This is a genomic window from Hyphomicrobium sp., assembly GCF_051860585.1.
GTDB lineage: Bacteria > Pseudomonadota > Alphaproteobacteria > Rhizobiales > Hyphomicrobiaceae > Hyphomicrobium_C.
Genome location: NZ_JBHYDS010000014.1, coordinates 40,719 through 57,553 on the forward strand (window position 1 = coordinate 40,719; position 16,835 = coordinate 57,553).

16 protein-coding genes are annotated in these 16,835 nt (G+C 63.9%); 12 read left to right on the forward strand and 4 right to left on the reverse strand.

Annotation, left to right across the window (positions count from 1 at the left end):
* Positions 1-146: 146 nt before the first annotated feature.
* Positions 147-1,019 carry a diaminopimelate epimerase gene (gene dapF, locus ACTIFK_RS17655; protein ID WP_439544326.1) on the reverse strand — a complete coding sequence of 291 codons (873 nt, stop codon included), beginning with the start codon at positions 1,017-1,019 and terminating at the stop codon, positions 147-149.
* Between the two features lie 141 nt (positions 1,020-1,160).
* On the opposite strand from dapF, the gene ACTIFK_RS17660 reads away from it, so the two are divergent.
* Positions 1,161-2,300 carry a PQQ-dependent sugar dehydrogenase gene (locus tag ACTIFK_RS17660; protein WP_439544327.1) on the forward strand — a complete coding sequence of 380 codons (1,140 nt, stop codon included), beginning with the start codon at positions 1,161-1,163 and terminating at the stop codon, positions 2,298-2,300.
* Positions 2,301-2,372: 72 nt separating this feature from the next.
* On the opposite strand, the gene ACTIFK_RS17665 is transcribed toward ACTIFK_RS17660, so the two are convergent.
* A complete protein-coding gene (locus ACTIFK_RS17665) occupies positions 2,373-2,891 on the reverse strand; it encodes an EF-hand domain-containing protein (RefSeq protein ID WP_439544328.1) in 519 nt (172 codons plus the stop codon).
* A gap of 380 nt (positions 2,892-3,271) precedes the next feature.
* Between ACTIFK_RS17665 and ffh the strand changes: the two genes are divergently transcribed.
* The 5 genes from ffh to rimM all read left to right on the forward strand — a co-directional run bounded on the left by ffh (position 3,272) and on the right by rimM (position 6,964).
* A complete protein-coding gene (gene ffh, locus ACTIFK_RS17670) occupies positions 3,272-4,849 on the forward strand; it encodes a signal recognition particle protein (RefSeq protein ID WP_439544329.1) in 1,578 nt (525 codons plus the stop codon).
* Positions 4,850-4,919: 70 nt separating this feature from the next.
* On the forward strand, positions 4,920-5,294 hold the full coding sequence (gene rpsP, locus ACTIFK_RS17675; protein ID WP_439544330.1) for a 30S ribosomal protein S16: 375 nt from the start codon (positions 4,920-4,922) through the stop codon (positions 5,292-5,294).
* A 310-nt stretch (positions 5,295-5,604) separates the two neighbouring features.
* A complete protein-coding gene (locus ACTIFK_RS17680) occupies positions 5,605-5,787 on the forward strand; it encodes a hypothetical protein (RefSeq protein WP_439544331.1) in 183 nt (60 codons plus the stop codon).
* Between the two features lie 149 nt (positions 5,788-5,936).
* Positions 5,937-6,356, forward strand: a complete 420-nt coding sequence (locus tag ACTIFK_RS17685) for a hypothetical protein (protein ID WP_439544332.1) — start codon at positions 5,937-5,939, stop codon at positions 6,354-6,356.
* A 23-nt stretch (positions 6,357-6,379) separates the two neighbouring features.
* Complete coding sequence (rimM, locus tag ACTIFK_RS17690) at positions 6,380-6,964, forward strand: ribosome maturation factor RimM (protein WP_439544333.1); 585 nt, start codon at positions 6,380-6,382, stop codon at positions 6,962-6,964.
* Positions 6,965-7,394: 430 nt separating this feature from the next.
* Here rimM and ACTIFK_RS17695 read toward each other — a convergent pair whose 3' ends face one another.
* Together ACTIFK_RS17695 and ACTIFK_RS17700 are read right to left on the reverse strand one after the other, a co-directional pair.
* Positions 7,395-7,943 (reverse strand): Panacea domain-containing protein, encoded by a 549-nt coding sequence (locus tag ACTIFK_RS17695; RefSeq protein ID WP_439544334.1) that lies wholly within the window; start codon positions 7,941-7,943, stop codon positions 7,395-7,397.
* A gap of 179 nt (positions 7,944-8,122) precedes the next feature.
* Entirely contained in the window at positions 8,123-9,460 is a 1,338-nt protein-coding gene (locus ACTIFK_RS17700; RefSeq protein WP_439544335.1) for an FAD-dependent monooxygenase, read from the reverse strand.
* Positions 9,461-9,596: 136 nt separating this feature from the next.
* Here ACTIFK_RS17700 and tesB point away from each other — a divergent pair, with 136 nt between their 5' ends.
* The 6 genes from tesB to ACTIFK_RS17730 all read left to right on the forward strand — a co-directional run bounded on the left by tesB (position 9,597) and on the right by ACTIFK_RS17730 (position 16,743).
* Positions 9,597-10,499: an acyl-CoA thioesterase II gene (tesB, locus tag ACTIFK_RS17705; protein ID WP_439544336.1), complete on the forward strand. Its 903-nt coding sequence runs from the start codon at positions 9,597-9,599 to the stop codon at positions 10,497-10,499.
* Between the two features lie 226 nt (positions 10,500-10,725).
* Complete coding sequence (locus ACTIFK_RS17710) at positions 10,726-11,064, forward strand: P-II family nitrogen regulator (protein WP_439544337.1); 339 nt, start codon at positions 10,726-10,728, stop codon at positions 11,062-11,064.
* 102 nt (positions 11,065-11,166) lie between these two features.
* Positions 11,167-12,624 (forward strand): ammonium transporter, encoded by a 1,458-nt coding sequence (locus ACTIFK_RS17715; protein WP_439544338.1) that lies wholly within the window; start codon positions 11,167-11,169, stop codon positions 12,622-12,624.
* A 339-nt stretch (positions 12,625-12,963) separates the two neighbouring features.
* Positions 12,964-13,302: a P-II family nitrogen regulator gene (locus tag ACTIFK_RS17720; protein WP_439544339.1), complete on the forward strand. Its 339-nt coding sequence runs from the start codon at positions 12,964-12,966 to the stop codon at positions 13,300-13,302.
* Between the two features lie 45 nt (positions 13,303-13,347).
* Entirely contained in the window at positions 13,348-14,793 is a 1,446-nt protein-coding gene (locus ACTIFK_RS17725; RefSeq protein ID WP_439544340.1) for an ammonium transporter, read from the forward strand.
* Positions 14,794-15,300: 507 nt separating this feature from the next.
* Positions 15,301-16,743: an ammonium transporter gene (locus ACTIFK_RS17730; protein WP_439544341.1), complete on the forward strand. Its 1,443-nt coding sequence runs from the start codon at positions 15,301-15,303 to the stop codon at positions 16,741-16,743.
* The last annotated feature ends 92 nt before the right edge of the window (positions 16,744-16,835 follow it).

Below are 16,835 nucleotides of genomic sequence, written 5' to 3' on the forward strand. Positions count from 1 at the left end.
CAGTGCCGTAGCGACGGTTGGCTCAGTACGGGATGTGCGTGATCGTCATTAAATCCAATAGTCTCCAAGTCTTAAGCACCGTTGTCACGTCTCTGGCCAAAGTCTTTGGGCCTGGCCGGATCGCGCCCTCGACGGCGCATGGCGTCTCAAGCGCCCGCCGCCGCGGCCGATGTGGCGCCCGTTTCGCCGGCATGCTCGATTTCGACCGGACCTGTCATGAGAATGCGGTTTTCGGCGGTCCATTCGATGACCAAATCACCGCCGGGCAGCGTCACGGTGACCTTGCGGTCGGTGAGCCGCTTGCGCATGGCCGAGACCGCGGTGGCGCACGCGGCGGTGCCGCACGCGCGCGTCAGGCCGGTGCCGCGTTCCCAGGTGCGGATCTTGATCGCCGTTCGTGAGGTGACCTGGGCCACGGTGACGTTGGTGCGCTCCGGAAACAGGGGGTGGTTTTCGATCATCGGCCCGAAACGTCCGAGATCGTAGGTCTCGACCGGCTTGTCGGCCCAAAACACGACGTGCGGGTTGCCGACGTTGACGACAGACGGCGAGTGCAGGATGGGCCGATCGATGGGGCCGATCTGAAGCTCGATGGCGCGCGTGTCGTGGAAAGGCTCCGACAACGGAATGTCGGCCCAGCCGAAGCGCGGCTCGCCCATGTCGACGGTGATGGCGGAGATGTCGGCGATTGAAACGGCGACCATGCCGGAGCGCGTTTCGAAGCGCATGGCCGATTGGCCTGTGCGCTCAGCTTCGAGCCAGCCGATGCAGCGCGTGCCATTGCCGCAGGCGGCGGACTCGGACCCGTCGGTATTGAAGATCTGCACGAAGGCGGCCGTGCCGGGCGTACGCGGCGGCAGCAGCACCATCATCTGGTCGAACGCCGTGGTGGGGTTTTCCGCCAGGGCCTTGATTTCGCTCGCACTAAGGGTGCGTCCGCCGGCGCGCAGGTCGACCGCGAGGATCTCGTTGCCGAGGCCGTTCATCTTGACGTAGCGGAGGGGCGCGTGAGCGGTCATGCGGCGACTATATGGGCGAAGCCCGTGCAAATGACAATTCGGCGGGTTGGCTATTTCGCGATGAGGCCGCGGCTGCCCTCGGCAAGCGGCATTCGCACCCTACATGAGGGGGGACGCTCTCCACCAACCAACGAGGTGTTTATGATCTCCCGCCTGAGCTTGACGGCTCCCCTCCTGTTTCTGATGTCGCCCTCCGCATTCGCGGAGCAGACCAACGCGCCCGAGGCTCCCAAGACAGCGGTGAAGCTCGAGACCGTTGCTGCGGGGCTCGAAAATCCGTGGGCCCTGGAATTCCTGCCGGACGGGCGGATGCTGGTGACAGAAAAGGCCGGCCGACTCCGCGTGGTGGCGAAGGACGGCACGCTGGGCGAGCCGATCAGCGGCGTTCCGAAGGTGATGTCCAACGGCCAGGGCGGCCTGCTCGACGTGGCGCTCGCCGGTGACTACGCGCAAAGCGGAACCATCTTCTTCTCGTACTCGGAGCCGCGCGAGAACGGCGAGAATGGGACCAGCGTCGCGCGCGCAAAGCTGGCGCTTGAGGGCGACAGCGGGAAGCTCGACGACCTCAAGGTGATCTTCCAGCAGAAGCCAGGCTATGACGGCGACAAGCATTTCGGCTCGCGCATCGTGGTCGCGGATGACGGCAACCTGTTCGTCACGGTCGGCGAGCGGAGCGACCGCAAGACGAGTGTCGAGGCGCAAAACCCCGCCAACCACCTCGGCAAGGTGATCCACATCACGGCCGACGGCGCTCCAGCCTCCGGCAATCCGACAAAGGACGGCTGGGACCCTCTGATCTGGTCGATCGGTCACCGCAACGTCCAGGGCGCCGTGATCGACCCGGCGACGGGCAAGCTCTGGACGCTCGAGCACGGGCCGCAGGGCGGCGACGAACTCAACCAGCCGGAGCCCGGCAAGAACTACGGCTGGCCGGTCATCACCTACGGCAAGGAATACTCGGGCGGGCCGGTCGGCGAGGGGATCTCGTCCAAGTCGGGGCTCGAGCAGCCGGTCTATTATTGGAATCCGTCGATCGCGACGTCATCTCTGCTGCTCTACACCGGCGACCTCTTTCCGGATTGGAAAGGCAATTTCCTGGTCGGCGCGCTCAAGTTCATGCAGGTGCAGCGGCTCGTGATGAAGGACGGCCAGGTCGTTGCGCATGAGGTACTTGCCGATGACGTCGGCGATCGGGTGCGGGATGTGAAGCAAGGGCCGGACGGTGCCGTCTATCTCGTCACCGACTCGGAAGGCCGCATCGTGCGTATGTCGCCGAAGTAGCGCCGCGCTCTAACGATCGCGATGCGAGCGTGATCGCTCGCATCGCTCTCTCTACTCTCCGAACGATAGGTATTAGTAGCGGCCGCCGGAGCCCGTCGGCGGGCCCTGCCGTGTGGTGTCCGGAGCGAGGTCCTTCGCCTTTACGCGGTCGACGCCGTGGACCTGCACTGTTTCCGTGCGGTCGATCTGGCAATCCTGATTGCGGTCGAGAAGCTTGAAGGCGACGTTCTGCTTGCCCGTCATTTCCTCGAGGCTGAGCTTGCCGTCGCCGTTGGCGTCGTAGTAGGCGATGTTCGCGACCTCGAAGAGGCGATCGTTCTTGACGAGCGTCTTGTGCTCCTCGGCGTCGAGCAAACCATCGCCATTGGCGTCGGCCTCGCGGAACGCGGTCGTGACGTACTGGACCCATTCGTCGCAGGTGACCGACCCGTTCTTGTCGAGATCCCAGGTCTGGGCGGCGCCGATGAAGGTGCGGTCAAAATCGTTGTTGTCCTTGAACGGATTGCCGATGCCGGACGAGCAGCCGCCCGCGAGTACGGCCGGAACAAGGGCCGCCGAGGCCAACGCGCACTGCCAGCGCAACTTCAACATCTCAAGTCTCTCCCCTGGCCCCCGCCCCAGCGTGTCCTGGGCTTAGATCGGCGCGGAATTATGGTTGGCGGGCCGCGCCTGAGGCAATGATTTCGCCCGGTCGGCCCTCATTTTTCGGGTACGCGTGGTCTCGCAACACACCCCAGGCCTCCTGGGACCTGCAAATCCTGCCGAATTCCGCCCTTTCTCGCCCATTCCCGGTCAGGGCGTTGACAGGGGCCGGTGTATCGGAGAATGTGCGCCCAAATTCCGACGGCCCTGACTTTCAGAGCCGCCGCCCTGCGCATGGCTCTCTCACGATGAGCCGGGAGGCAGGGGGGTGAACATCCGACAGCGCGTTGCGCCCTCGGGTGCTTTCAGCGTTTTGCATATGAGGCACGATGTTTCAATCGCTCTCCGATCGTCTGGGGCAGGTTTTCGACAAGCTGACGAAGCGCGGCGCGCTTTCCGAGAGCGATGTGTCGGACGCCATGCGCGAGGTGCGCCGGTCGCTGATCGAAGCGGACGTGGCGCTGGACGTGGTGCGCGACTTCATCGATCGCGTCAAAGCCAAGTCCATCGGGCAAGAGGTTCTGCGGTCCGTCACGCCGGGCCAGATGGTCGTCAAGATCGTCAACGACGAGCTTGTGCGGATGCTCGGCTCGGACGCCGCGCCGATCGATCTGCATGCGAGCCCGCCGGTCGCCATCCTGATGGCCGGTCTGCAGGGCTCCGGCAAGACGACGACGACCGCCAAGATCGCCTGGCGTCTCAAGACGCGCGACAAGAAAAAAGTTCTGATGGCGTCGCTCGACACGCGCCGTCCCGCGGCGCAGGAGCAGCTTCGCGTGCTCGGCGAGCAGACCGAGGTCGCGACGCTGCCGATCGTGGCGGGGCAGACGCCACTGCAGATCGCCAAGCGCGCAATCGAGGCGGCCAAGCTCGGCGGCTACGACGTCGTGATGCTCGACACCGCCGGCCGCACGACGCTCGACGAAGAGCTGATGGGTGAAGTGGCCGAGATCAAGGCCGCGACCAATCCGCATGAAATCCTGCTCGTACTCGACAGCCTCACCGGCCAGGACGCCGTCAACACGGCCAAGGCGTTCGACAGCCGTCTCGCAATTACCGGCACCGTTCTGACGCGCGCCGATGGCGACGGCCGCGGCGGCGCGGCGCTCTCGATGCGTGCGGTGACGGGCAAGCCAATCAAGCTGCTCGGCACGGGCGAGAAGTGGGACGCGCTCGAAGACTTCGATCCGCAGCGCATCGCGGGCCGCATCCTCGGCATGGGCGACATCGTCGGTCTCGTCGAGAAGGCCGCGCAGTCGATCGACGTCGAAAAGGCGCGCTCGATCGCCCAGAAGATGAAGAAGGGCGATTTCGATCTGGAAGATCTCAGCGAACAGCTGGCCCAGATGGAAAAGCTCGGCGGCATGGGCGGCGTGCTCGGCATGCTGCCCGGCGTCGGCAAGATCAAGCAGCAGATCAACGCCGCGAACATCGACGACCGGATCGTGAAGCGCCAGCGCGCGATCATTTCGTCGATGACGCCCAAGGAGCGGCGCGCGCCGAAAGTGCTCGACGCCAAGCGCAAGCGGCGCATCGCGGCCGGCTCCGGCACCAAGGTCGAAGAGATCAACAAGCTCATCAAGATGCATCGCCAGATGGCGGACATGATGAAGCAGATGGGCAAGAACCGCGGAATGATGTCGCGCATGTTCGGCATGGGCGGCGGGGCTGCTCCGTCGGACGCCGAGATGGCGCAGATGCAGGACGAACTGGCGCGTCTCGATCCGAAGGCGATCGCGCAGCTGCCGGCCGAACTTCGCGATGCGCTGCCTGCGGGTGGCGCGAAAGGGTTGCCCGGACTCGGTGGGGGCGGCATGCCGCGCCTGCCTGGTTTGGGAGGCGGCGGGCTGCCCGGCTTGGGCGGATCGCACCCGAAATTCCCGGGTTTCCCGGGGAAGAAGAAATAGACGTCACTTCAATTTCGAGAATTCAGGCGGTGCGCCGCCGAAGCAACGACCAGAGAAAGGACTTCACGTCATGGCAGCCAAGATCCGCCTTTCGCGCGGTGGTGCAAAGAAGCGCCCCTATTACTACGTCGTCGTGGCCCACAACGCGTCGCCGCGTGACGGCCGCTACATCGAGCAGATCGGCACGTTCAATCCGATGCTGCCGAAGGACCATGCCGATCGCGTCAAGCTGATCGAAGACCGGTGCAAGTACTGGCTGTCGGTCGGCGCACAGCCGACGGATCGCGTCGAGCGTCTGTTCGACGGCGCTGGCCTGTTGAAGCGTGCGCCGCGCAACAACCCCGAGAAGTCGAAGCCGAAGAAGAAGGCGCAGGAGCGCACCGCCGCCAAGGCCAAGGCTGCCGAGGATGCTGCTGCCGCTGCCGCTTCCGGTGGCGACGCATAAGCGCTGGCTTCAGCGACTGTGTTTCGAAAGTGCCCGGCCAACCGCCGGGCACTTTTTTTGTTTCGCGCCCAGGGTGGTTTGTTCCGCGTCAGACTGGAATTTGGGCGCTGCTGCAATTCTGCATCAGGGCCAAAACTTGTGCGGAGCCTACCCTGGCGGGTGTCGTGGGCGGGCGCGAATTGTCATAGCTTCATTATAGCTGACGCTTGGGGGCGGCAGCCCGTGTGAACGGAGGCGAAGGGGACAGGAGCGGCGGTGGCCGGCACGTCCGGCGGCCGATGGGTTCCTGTAAGCGACGGGGACGACTTCCATGCCATTGAGGACCAATCTCGACGAGGCACAGGCTGCCTGGTGGGATCGGAGGAGCGACGTGCTGGTCCAGGGGACCACACTGATGACCGAAAAGCCCGACACCGACACGTGGACGCACCGGGAGCGGCGGCTCTGGCTTTACGCCATCGCCATCGGCAACCGCATCGAGCGGCTGCAATAGCGGGCTCCCGTTGCGTCGCGCCCGCGGTCGCGTCCAGATGTCCCCGGTTTTAAGGATGGGCGGCATTCCTGCGCGCGCTCGCTGCAATCCGTAGTAGTCCTTTTTCGTGGGGACAATCGGATGGCTCAGCGAGCGGCGAGGCGGTCAGCGTGGTGAACGAAGGCGTCTACGGTTTGAGTTTCACGGCATTGACGGCTTCGGATGGCGCCAATCGGGTCGAAGGGCTCGCGATGCTGCGGGGCGGACGGGTGCTCGGCTCGGATCCGCATGGGGGTGTTTTCACCGGGCGCTACCACTATGATGCCGTGCGGGGCGAGGCGGTCATCGCCGTGCGGCTGGCGGTCCCGCCCAACGGGGTTTTGCTGACGGGGCTCGAAGCGGGTCCCGAGGGCCTGCTGGTCGACATCTCGGGCCGGTTCGCGCCGGCGAAGCCGGTGTCATCTGCAGTGGTCGACGTGGCCGGTGCGCCGATCGCCGTCGAGATGCGGTACGTCGGACCTTTGTCAGCTGGACCGCCGTCAGCCGGACCTCCGTCGGCCGGATCCGTGACTGGACCTGGGGCGGCCTAGAAGAAGCAGGCGAACAGATTTCGATGACAGACAAGACGAGCCCGCAAGGAAACGAGGGCGGCGACGATGCGAAGCGGCGGGTTTTGCTCGGCCACATCGCCGGCGCGCACGGCATTCGCGGCGCCGTGCTGGTGCGCAGCTATACGGCGGAGCCGGACGGCATTGCGCGCTACGGTCCGCTCGAGACCGAGGATGGTCGCACGCGGTTCGTGCTGAGCGTCGAGGGGGCGACGGCCAAGGGGCTGATCTGTCGCGTCGAAGGTGTGGCGGACCGGACGCGGGCGGAGACGCTCAAGGGCACCGCTCTCTACGTGTCGCGGGATCGCCTGCCGCCGCCGGAGGAGGGCGAGTACTACCACGCCGACCTCATCGGACTCGCGGCCAGGACAGACGAGGGCGCGGCACTCGGGACCGTCGTTGCGGTGTTGAACTACGGGGCCGGCGATATTCTCGACGTGCGTCCCGACGGGGCGAGCCGGACCGTGCTTTATCCGATGTCCGGCGACGTCGTGCGGCGCGTGGATGTGGCGGGCGGTGTCATCGTGCTCGCGCCCCCGGAGGAAGTGGACGCGGGGGATGAGGGCGTGGACGCCGGGGTGGATGACTAAAGCCGTATCCGTTCGAGAACAGTACTAGGGTGCTAGGCTTTCTAGATAGGCCTGCACGTAACGAGGCGTGAAGTCGGAGCCGAGAGCGCCAACAACTAATCTCTCGACTAGATTTGCCTCCACGGGTGGTTTCTCCGTAAATGTCCATCCTTCAACACATTTAACAAGATGAACGGACGTCTCTACGCGCGCCATAGAATAGCGCGCAAAGCTTCGTACTTTGATGAAGTCATGCTCGCCAGCTTCGATGGTACAAGCTGGGTCATGAAATTGGCCTTCGACAATTCGGGAAACACTAACAAGTGCGTGTTTCCCGTCTCCACATGCGTCGTTTAAAATTATAAACAGGTGCTTTCCATCCGGCTTTGAGACGGACCCGCTCGGAATCAGGAGGGTACCGCCTTTGGCAGGTTGGTAAGGCACGGACCGATTAGCCTTCCATTTGTTTGATGGCTAAGCGTTCCGCCTCTATGCGCTCTGCGATGTCTCTCGCGGCCGTACCTTTCCCTAGAACTTTCAATACTCGTTCGTATGGGATTGTCTCTGAAGAGCCTTGTGGATCTTCCCATTCTGCGCAGTTGTCATGAGTGTAGTCGACAAGCTCCCAAGGAGTCATGTGACCAAATTCGTTCCAGATATGATCGAGGACTCCAATCTCTGCGCGGCTCAACTCGTCTAACTGGTTCTCTGCGAGGTTGGAACAAGAGATCATGTGGTTTGCTTCGTCGGACAAATAGGAATCCCAGACCTCTGCTCGTACTTGACCACTGGCATAATTATATGTGTTCGAATTCACTGGTCCTTTCGGCATGGAGACCAGTCGATCATGTAAAATTGGCGCGTCGTATCGCTTCAGAAACTCACGGTCCCCAAGATACACGAGCTTTATAAGCTTGACGATATTGATAGAGCCGCCTTGCCTTAAGGCAAAGTATGCCGCGACGTGAGCAGCTTTTCGTTCATTAAACCCGCTTGGCATAGTACCTCCTGCGCAAATGCACACTGCGCATTCGATCTTGTTTTGTTCTCCGGATCATACCATGATTTGGATGTCAAGAGCGTGATCGTCAAGGGACGCCTACTGTAACTTTTTAGTTCCATCTACACGCGAGCTTCCGGCCTGTCCGACCTCGCGACTGGTTCGTGCTGCTCAGCTCCTCACAGCCGTTCGGATTTGAACAGGCGGGGGAGGTCGCCGGTGAGGCCGGCGGCTTCGGCGACGAGGCGGCGTTTCAGGCCCGGAAGACGGTCGACCAAGCCCAGTCCGACGTCGCGGGCGGCGCGGACCAGCATCGAGTCGTTCGAGAACAGGCGATTGAGGCCATCGAACGCGGCGGCCGATGCGAAGCTGTCGAAGCGGCGCCAGCGCTCGTAGCGGCCGAGCGCTTCGAGGCTGCCCGGATCGAGGCCGAGCCGTAAACTGTCGGCGACGATTTCACTGAGAGCGGCCACGTCGCGCAGCGCGAGGTTGACGCCCTGGCCCGCGATCGGATGAACGCCGTGGGCGGCGTCGCCGATCAGTGCATAACGCGGGGCGACGTAGGCGCGAGCGAGATGCAGGTCGAGCGGCCAGGACTGACGCGGTCCGACGACTTCGACGGCGCCCAGGCGGCCCGCGACGCGGGTTTCGACTTCAGCGAGAAAGCCTGCGTCGTCGAGGGCCAGAATGCGGCTCGCTTCATGCTCCTCCTCGGTCCAGGTGAGGCAGGCGCGGTTGCCCGGCAAGGGCAGGATCGCGAAGGGTCCCGCAGGCAGAAAGTGCTGTGTGGCGATGCCGCCGTGCGGGCGCTCGTGGGCGATGGTCGTGACGATGGCCGTCTGGCCGTATTTCCAGCCGACCGCCTTGATGCCCGCGCTTTCGCGCGACGGCGAGCGGCGGCCTTCCGCGCCCACCAACAGGGCGGCGGTCAGTGTCGTGCCGTCCTTGAGCGTGATCGCGACGGCGCTGTCGTCTCCTGAAAACTCCGCGATCTCGCCGGGCGTGAAGAACGTCACGTTCGGTTGGGCGGCGACGGCGTTTTGAAGCGCGCGCTCGAGGCCGGACGCCGGAACAATGTGGCTGGCGGGCACGGCTGCGTCTTCGGCGTCTGTCCCAGCATCGCCGGCAAGGTGGTTGTCGTAGGTCAGCAGGACAGGGCGGATACCCGCCTCCAGGCTGGAATCGGTGATCTCGATGCCGGTGACGGGCTCGGCGGTGGCGGCGATCTCCTGCCAGATGCCCAGCGTCTCCAGCATGCGGCGTGCGCCGGCCGAGAGTGCAAAGGCGCGGGCGTCGGGTGCGGTTGTGTCCCTGCTGCGGTCTTCACCGGTCCGCGGAACGTTGTCTTTGCTTATCCGCGGAACGCGGTCTTTGCTGGCACGCGGAACGCGATCGACGACGGCGATGCGGAGGTCGCTGCCGAAGGCGGTTCCGAGCGCGCGCGCCAAGGCGAGACCCGCAAAACTCGCGCCGGAGATGACAATGTCGAAGCGGTGCGGCGGGCGCGGGTCGGGCATCGGCTCTCGCGATTTGTCTCTCGTGATTTTTGGCGGCTGCGGCACACGCGCCAGGGCGGGCAGGTCACCTTGACCCCTGCGGCGCGTCAGCCCATCGTTTGGACTTCGTCGTTAGCATCAAATGCGAGGAGGCACCATGACCGCCGGCCAAGAGCAGACCTGTCCGGCGCTTGCCGGTTTGCTCGACGTGCTCGATCTGGAGCGGCTGGAGGTCAACATTTTCCGGGGCGTCAGCCCGCAGAACGGCTGGCAGCGGGTGTACGGCGGGCAGGTGCTGGGCCAGGCGCTGGTGGCGGCCGGGCGGACTGTCGAGGACAATCGCCCCGCGCATTCGCTGCATGCCTACTTCCTGCTGGCCGGCGATCCCACGCATCCCATCCTCTACGAGGTCGAGCGCATCCGTGACGGGGCGAGCTTCACCACGCGGCGGGTGAAGGCGATCCAGCACGGGCGGGCGATCTTCGCCATGAGCGTGTCGTTCCATAAGGACGAAGAGGGTTATGAGCACGCGTCCGCCATGCCGGACGTGCCGCCGCCCGAAGACCTGCCGTCCGCCAAGGACCGCGTGTCTGAGCTGATCGACGCGCTGCCGGCGGCGATGCGCAACTACTGGCTCCGCGAAAATCCGATCGAGCTCCGGCCCGTCGACGTGTCGCGGTATCTCAGCCGCGACGCGTCGCACCCGCCGCGCCAAGACATCTGGCTCAAGGCCAACGGGCAACTGGCGGACGATCCGCTGCTGCACCAGTGCGTGCTGGCGTACGCGTCGGATTTCACGCTGCTCGACACGGCGCTGATCGCCCACGGCAAGCTGCTGTTCGATCCGGACATCCAGCTCGCCAGCCTCGACCACTCGCTGTGGTTCCACCGGCCGTTCCGGGTGGACGACTGGCTGCTCTACACTCAAGACAGCCCGAATGCGGCCGGAGCACGGGGTTTTTGCCGTGGCAGCTTCTATACGCGCGACGGCCGGCTGGTGGCCTCGACCGCGCAGGAGGGTTTGGTCCGCCAACGCAAGACAGCATTTCTGATTAAATAATTCGCAGTGATCAAAAAATGGCCTGACTGAGGGCTTGGCCATACGTATTTTTACCCACGATAAATTTCGTATAAATCCCAATAAAATCAGGGCTTAACGCGTGTCTTCAGTTGGCACGTGTCTTGAGTAGTACCTCCCCGATTGGTGCCGGATTTTCGCCGGCGGCAAGTCACAGGACGTCTCTCGCGGATTTTGGCGGAGGCGACATCAAGGGGGTGCTGAACCAATGAAATTGATCACTGCCGTCATCAAGCCATTCAAGCTGGAGGAGGTGCGGTCGAACCTGACCGACATCGGCCTGCAGGGCATGACCGTGACCGAGGTAAAGGGTTACGGGCGTCAGAAGGGCCATACCGAGGTCTATCGCGGTGCCGAGTACGCCGTGAGCTTCCTGCCGAAGATCAAGCTCGAGGTCGTCGTCGGCGACGCGCTCGCCAGCAAGGCCGTGGAAGCCATCGTCAAGGCCGCCAAGACCGGCCAGATCGGCGATGGAAAGATCTTTGTCTCGTCGATCGAACACACCGTGCGCATCCGCACCGGTGAAGCCGACGACGCCGCGCTCTAGCGCCGGTCATCCCATCCCATCTCACCGACTATTCACAAGGGGAGTTCAAGTATGATTTTTGGAACTTTGGCAAGCCGAGCAAAGGCCTTGGGGGGCCTTGCTATGCTGTCTTTGGCGGTGATTGCCGGTCCGGCAGCCGCTGTCGATCGCGCGCACGAAACCGTCATCGGCACGACTGCGGAATACCAGGTCGCGCAGGCGCCCGACGCGACGCCTGCTCCGGCCCCGACCCCAGAAGCTGCGCCTGCCGCCGCTCCTGAGGCCGCCGCCGCTCCCGCGGCCGACGCGACGAAAACACCGGCCGTAGACGACGCCTATGTTTTCAACACGCTGCTGTTCCTCATTGGCGGCTTCCTCGTGATGTTCATGGCCGCCGGTTTCGCGATGCTCGAAGCCGGTCTTGTCCGGTCCAAGAACGTCTCGATGCAGTGCCTCAAGAACGTGGTGCTCTATTCCGTCGCCGGTCTGATGTTCTGGCTCGTGGGCTACAACGTCATGTACGACGGCGTTAGCGGCGGGCTGTTCGGCTCCTTTACGCCGAAGGTCATTCCGGCTATCGACTCCGATCCGGGCTCGTACGCCGCGGCATCGGACTGGTTCTTCCAAATGGTGTTCTGCGGCGCGGTGGCCTCGATCGTTTCGGGCACCCTGGCCGAGCGCATCAAGCTCTGGCCGTTCGTGATCGCGACGGTAATCCTCGCGGGCTTCATCTATCCGATCGCAGGATCCTGGAAGTGGGGCGCCGGCTGGCTGGCATCGGGCGCTGACACGAGCTGGATCAAGGATTTCGCAGGCGCGGAATTCCAGGACTTCGCCGGCTCGACCGTTGTTCACTCGACGGGCGGCTGGGCTGCGCTCATGGGTGCGATCGTCCTCGGCGCGCGTTACGGCAAGTACGGTCCGGACGGCAAGGTCAACGCACTGCCGGGCTCGAACATCGCGCTTGCTACGCTCGGCACGTTCATCCTTTGGCTTGGCTGGTTCGGCTTCAACGGCGCTTCGCAGCTTGCCATCGCGACGCCCGGTGACGCATCCGCCGTGTCGCGCATCTTCGTCAACACGAACCTCGCGGCTGCGGCCGGCGTGGTCGCCGCTGCAATTCTCACGCAGCTGATCTACGGCAAGGTCGACGTTACGATGGTGCTCAACGGCGCTCTCGCGGGCCTCGTCTCGATCACCGCCGAGCCTTTGGCGCCGTCGCCCGTCTGGGCCATCATCATCGGCGCGGTGGGCGGCGTGATCGTGGTGTTTACGGTGCCGCTGCTCGATAAGCTGAAGATCGACGACGTGGTCGGTGCGATCCCGGTCCATTTGTTCGCCGGCATCTGGGGCACCGTGGCCGTCGTGTTCACCAACAGCGACGCGACCTTGCTTGCGCAGTTGATCGGCATCGGCGCCATCGGCGGCTTCGTCGCGCTGGCCTCGCTCGTGGTCTGGGTCTTCCTTCGCTTCACCATCGGCCTGCGGCCGACGCTCGAAGACGAAATGCTGGGTCTCGACAAGTCGGAAGTCGGCGTCGAAGCCTACCCTGAGTTCACTCCGGGCGGCGTGGGCAAGTAGCCCGCTCATCGTCCACGGTCGGTGTGTTTGCCACTCGGCCCGTCCCCTCACGGGGGCGGGCCACCCGTCGGGATGCCCCCAACGGTGCCTAAATGTCGATCAATCGCTGTCCTGTGCACAATTTCTGTGCGCCTTGAGGGGGCAGTTATGGCTAATTTATGGTCGGACGTTTCTAAAGTCTCAATGAATTCAGGCTTGTACCGGCCCACCTCCGAGTTGGCACATCTCTTGACTCTCTGTCCGTCGATTGCCGCCCGCAGTTCTTGCTGGCGGCATCGGAGGCCTGTCTCGCGCTACTCCAAAAACTAGCGGGGGGACGAAACTCAAGGGGTGCTCTCGATGAAACTCATCACTGCTGTCATCAAGCCGTTCAAGCTCGAGGAGGTCCGGTCAAATCTGACCGATATCGGCCTGCAGGGCATGACCGTCACGGAAGTCAAAGGCTACGGCCGCCAGAAGGGCCACACCGAAGTGTATCGCGGCGCCGAATACGCCGTGAGCTTCCTGCCCAAAATCAAGATCGAAGTCGTCGTCGCCGACGTGCTCGTCAGCAAGGCTGTCGAGGCCATCGTCAAGGCCGCCAAGACCGGCCAGATCGGCGACGGCAAGATTTTCGTCTCCTCGATCGAGCACACCCTGCGCATCCGCACGGGTGAGTCCGACGACGCGGCGCTCTGAAACATGCGCGATGCACACAGTTCGAAAGACAGGGGAGTTCACGATATGAAGTCAGGCCTACTCAACCGCGCGACCGGGGTCCTTGCGACCGCCGCCGCGTTCGCGCTCTATTCGCTGCCTGCGCTCGCGCAGGCCGCTGCGCCGCCGACGCCCGACAAAGCCGACACCGGCTTTATGTTTCTTTCCACCATCATCGTGCTTCTGATGACCATTCCCGGCCTCGCGCTGTTCTACGGCGGCCTGGTTCGGACCAAGAACATGCTCTCGCTGCTGATGCAGGTGCTGGCGATCGTCTGCGTCGTCGCGCTGATCTGGGTGACCTACGGCTACAGCATGGCCTTCACCAACGGCGGAGCGCTCAACGATTACGTGGGTGGCTTCTCGAAGCTCTTCCTCCACGGCGTGACGCCCTCGTCGCTTGCGGCAACGTTCTCGAACGGCGTCTACATTCCGGAGCTTTCGTTCATCGCATTCCAGATGACGTTCGCGTGCATCACGCCTGCACTCATCGTCGGCGCGGTGGCCGAACGCATGAAGTTCTCGGCCGTCATGCTGTTCGTCATCCTGTGGGTCACGTTCGTGTACTTCCCGATGGCGCACATGGTCTGGTACTGGGGTGGCCCGGATATCATGGCTGACGCTGCAAAGGCTGGTGGCGAAGCTCTCGCGGCTGCTTCCGCCGATGCGGGCATGCTCTTCAAGTGGGGTGCTCTCGACTTCGCTGGCGGCACGGTCGTGCATATCAACGCCGGTGTCGCCGGTCTCGTCGGCGCGATCATCGTTGGCAAGCGCGTTGGCTACGGCAAGGAGCACATGCCTCCGCATTCGCTGACGCTGACCATGGTCGGCGCAGCCCTGCTCTGGTTCGGCTGGTTCGGCTTCAACTGCGGCTCCAACCTCGAGATCAACGTCACGGCCGTTATCGCCATGGTCAACACCTTCGTGGCCACGGCTGCGGCAGGCGTCGCCTGGATGCTCGCGGAGTGGGTCGTCAAGGGCAAGCCCTCGCTGCTTGGTCTTGCATCGGGCGTCGTTGCCGGTCTCGTCGCGGTCACCCCTGCCGCCGGCTTCGCCGGTGCCATGGGCTCGATCGTGCTCGGTCTCGTCGCTGGCGTCGTCTGCTTCATCGCCTGCACCGGCATCAAGAATGCGCTCGGGTATGACGACAGCCTCGACGTGTTCGGTGTCCATGCGGTCGGCGGCATCGTCGGCGCTATCGGCACGGGCATCCTCGTGAGCCCGGACCTCGGCGGCTCGGGCCTGGCGGACTACACGTCCAAGCCCGGCGAGCTGGTGGCCGGCTCCTACGATATGGCCGCGCAGGTCTTCATTCAAGCCAAGGCCGTGGGCTTCACGATCCTCTGGACGGGCATCATCTCCGCGGTGCTGTTCCTGCTCGTGAAGATGCTCATCGGCCTTCGTCCGGTCGAGGACAAGGAGCGCGAGGGTCTGGACATCTCGGATCACGGCGAGCGCGCTTACAATCTTTAATCTCACGCACGCGGGAGCCCGGGGCGGTGTGCCTCGGGCTCCTTCATCGGAAAGCCCCGGAGACATCTCCGGGGCTTTTTTGCTGCGCGCGGGGTGCTTCCTCCGATGCGCCTGACGGTCATCGCCCAAAAATCAGGCGTCCAACTAAAAGTGCCTGAAACTTCGGCGAACGGAGATTTGAAATCGCCTATGCCGCAGGCAGATCACTTAAGAAGTCATAAATGTTTCAATGTGTTCCGCGTCTTGCTCAGATTGGCATGACTTTTGATACCAAGCTTTCCGGTGCGCTCCTCGACGGTGGAGTCACTGGGGGTAGTTCATGATTTCGACGAGCAGACGCTTCGCTTCCTTCAAGAACCTGGCCGGCCGCCGCGGGGTGCAGAGCCCCGCGCTAGGGCCCATGGGTCACGGCGCGTCCGACGCGTACGGGCCGGCACAAAACGACGTCGACACGGCCGCAGTGCACGGGCGGCGATCAATGGGGCAACACGAGGGAGTACGATCACAATGACACTCAGATTACTGACACGCGTCGCGGGCGCATCGGGTGCAGCCGCACTCCTTGCCCTCAGCACGGCAGGGGCCGCCATGGCGCAGACCGCGCCGACGGTCGACAAGGGTGATGCCGCGTTCATGTTCCTTTCGACGATCGTCGTTCTTCTGATGACCGTCCCGGGCCTGGCGCTGTTCTACGGCGGCCTCGTTCGCTCGAAGAACATGCTGTCGATCCTGATGCAGGTTTTCGCCATCACCTGCATGGTCTCGATCATCTGGGTGACGTACGGCTACAGCATGGCCTTCACCAACGGCGGCGCGCTCAACGACTACGTGGGCGGCTTCTCGAAGATGTTCCTCGCCGGCGTCACGCCCGCCTCCATGGCGGCGACGTTCACCAATGGCGTCTACATTCCGGAACTCGCCTTCATCTGCTTCCAGATGACGTTCGCGTGCATCACGCCGGCGCTCATCGTCGGCTCGCTCGCCGAGCGCATGAAGTTCTCGGCGGTGATGCTGTTCGTGGCCCTGTGGGTCACGTTCGTCTACTTCCCGATGGCGCACATGGTCTGGTACTGGGGCGGTCCGGACGTCATGGCCGAAGCCGCGAAGGCCGGTGGCGAAACGCTCGCTGCCGCAACGGCTGATGCCGGGCTGCTGTTCAAGTGGGGCGCAATCGACTTCGCCGGCGGCACCGTGGTGCACATCAACGCCGGCATCGCCGGTCTTGTCGGCGCTCTCATGGTCGGCAAGCGCGTCGGTTTCGGCCGCGAGCAGATGGCTCCGCACTCGCTCACGCTGACGATGGTCGGCGCGGCGCTGCTGTGGTTCGGCTGGTTCGGCTTCAACTGCGGCTCCAACCTCGAAGCCAGCGCAACGGCCTTCGTGGCCATGCTCAACACGTTCGTCTGCACGGCTGCAGCGGGCCTGTCTTGGATCGCCGTCGAATGGCTGTTCAAGGGACGTCCCTCGCTGCTCGGCCTTGCGTCGGGTGTCGTCGCCGGTCTCGTCGCCGTCACGCCGGCCGCCGGCTTCTCGGGCCCGATGGGCGCGATCTGCCTCGGCCTCGTCGCCGGTGCGGTCTGCTTCTTCGCCTGCACGGCCATCAAAAACCTGTTCCGCTATGACGACAGCCTCGACGTCTTCGGCGTCCATGGCATCGGCGGGATCATCGGCGCGATCGCCACGGGCATCCTTGTCAGCCCGGACCTCGGCGGCTCGGGCCTGGCTGACTACACGTCCAAGCCGGGTGAGCTGGTCGCCGGTTCGTACGACATGATGACCCAGGTGATCATCCAGTCGAAGGCGGTCGGGTTCACGATCCTGTTCACCGGCATCCTGTCGGCGATCCTGTTCAAGCTCGTCGACATCCTCGTCGGTCTGCGTCCGAACCCCGACTACGAGCGCCAGGGCCTCGACCTCGTCGACCACGGCGAGCGCGCCTACAACCACTAGGGCCTTTGCTCTAGGACCCCGCGGTTCGCCGGCCTCGTGCCGGCGGGCCGCAGCCATCTGGATCTTTCTCCCGAGCACGCGTCTCCCCTAGA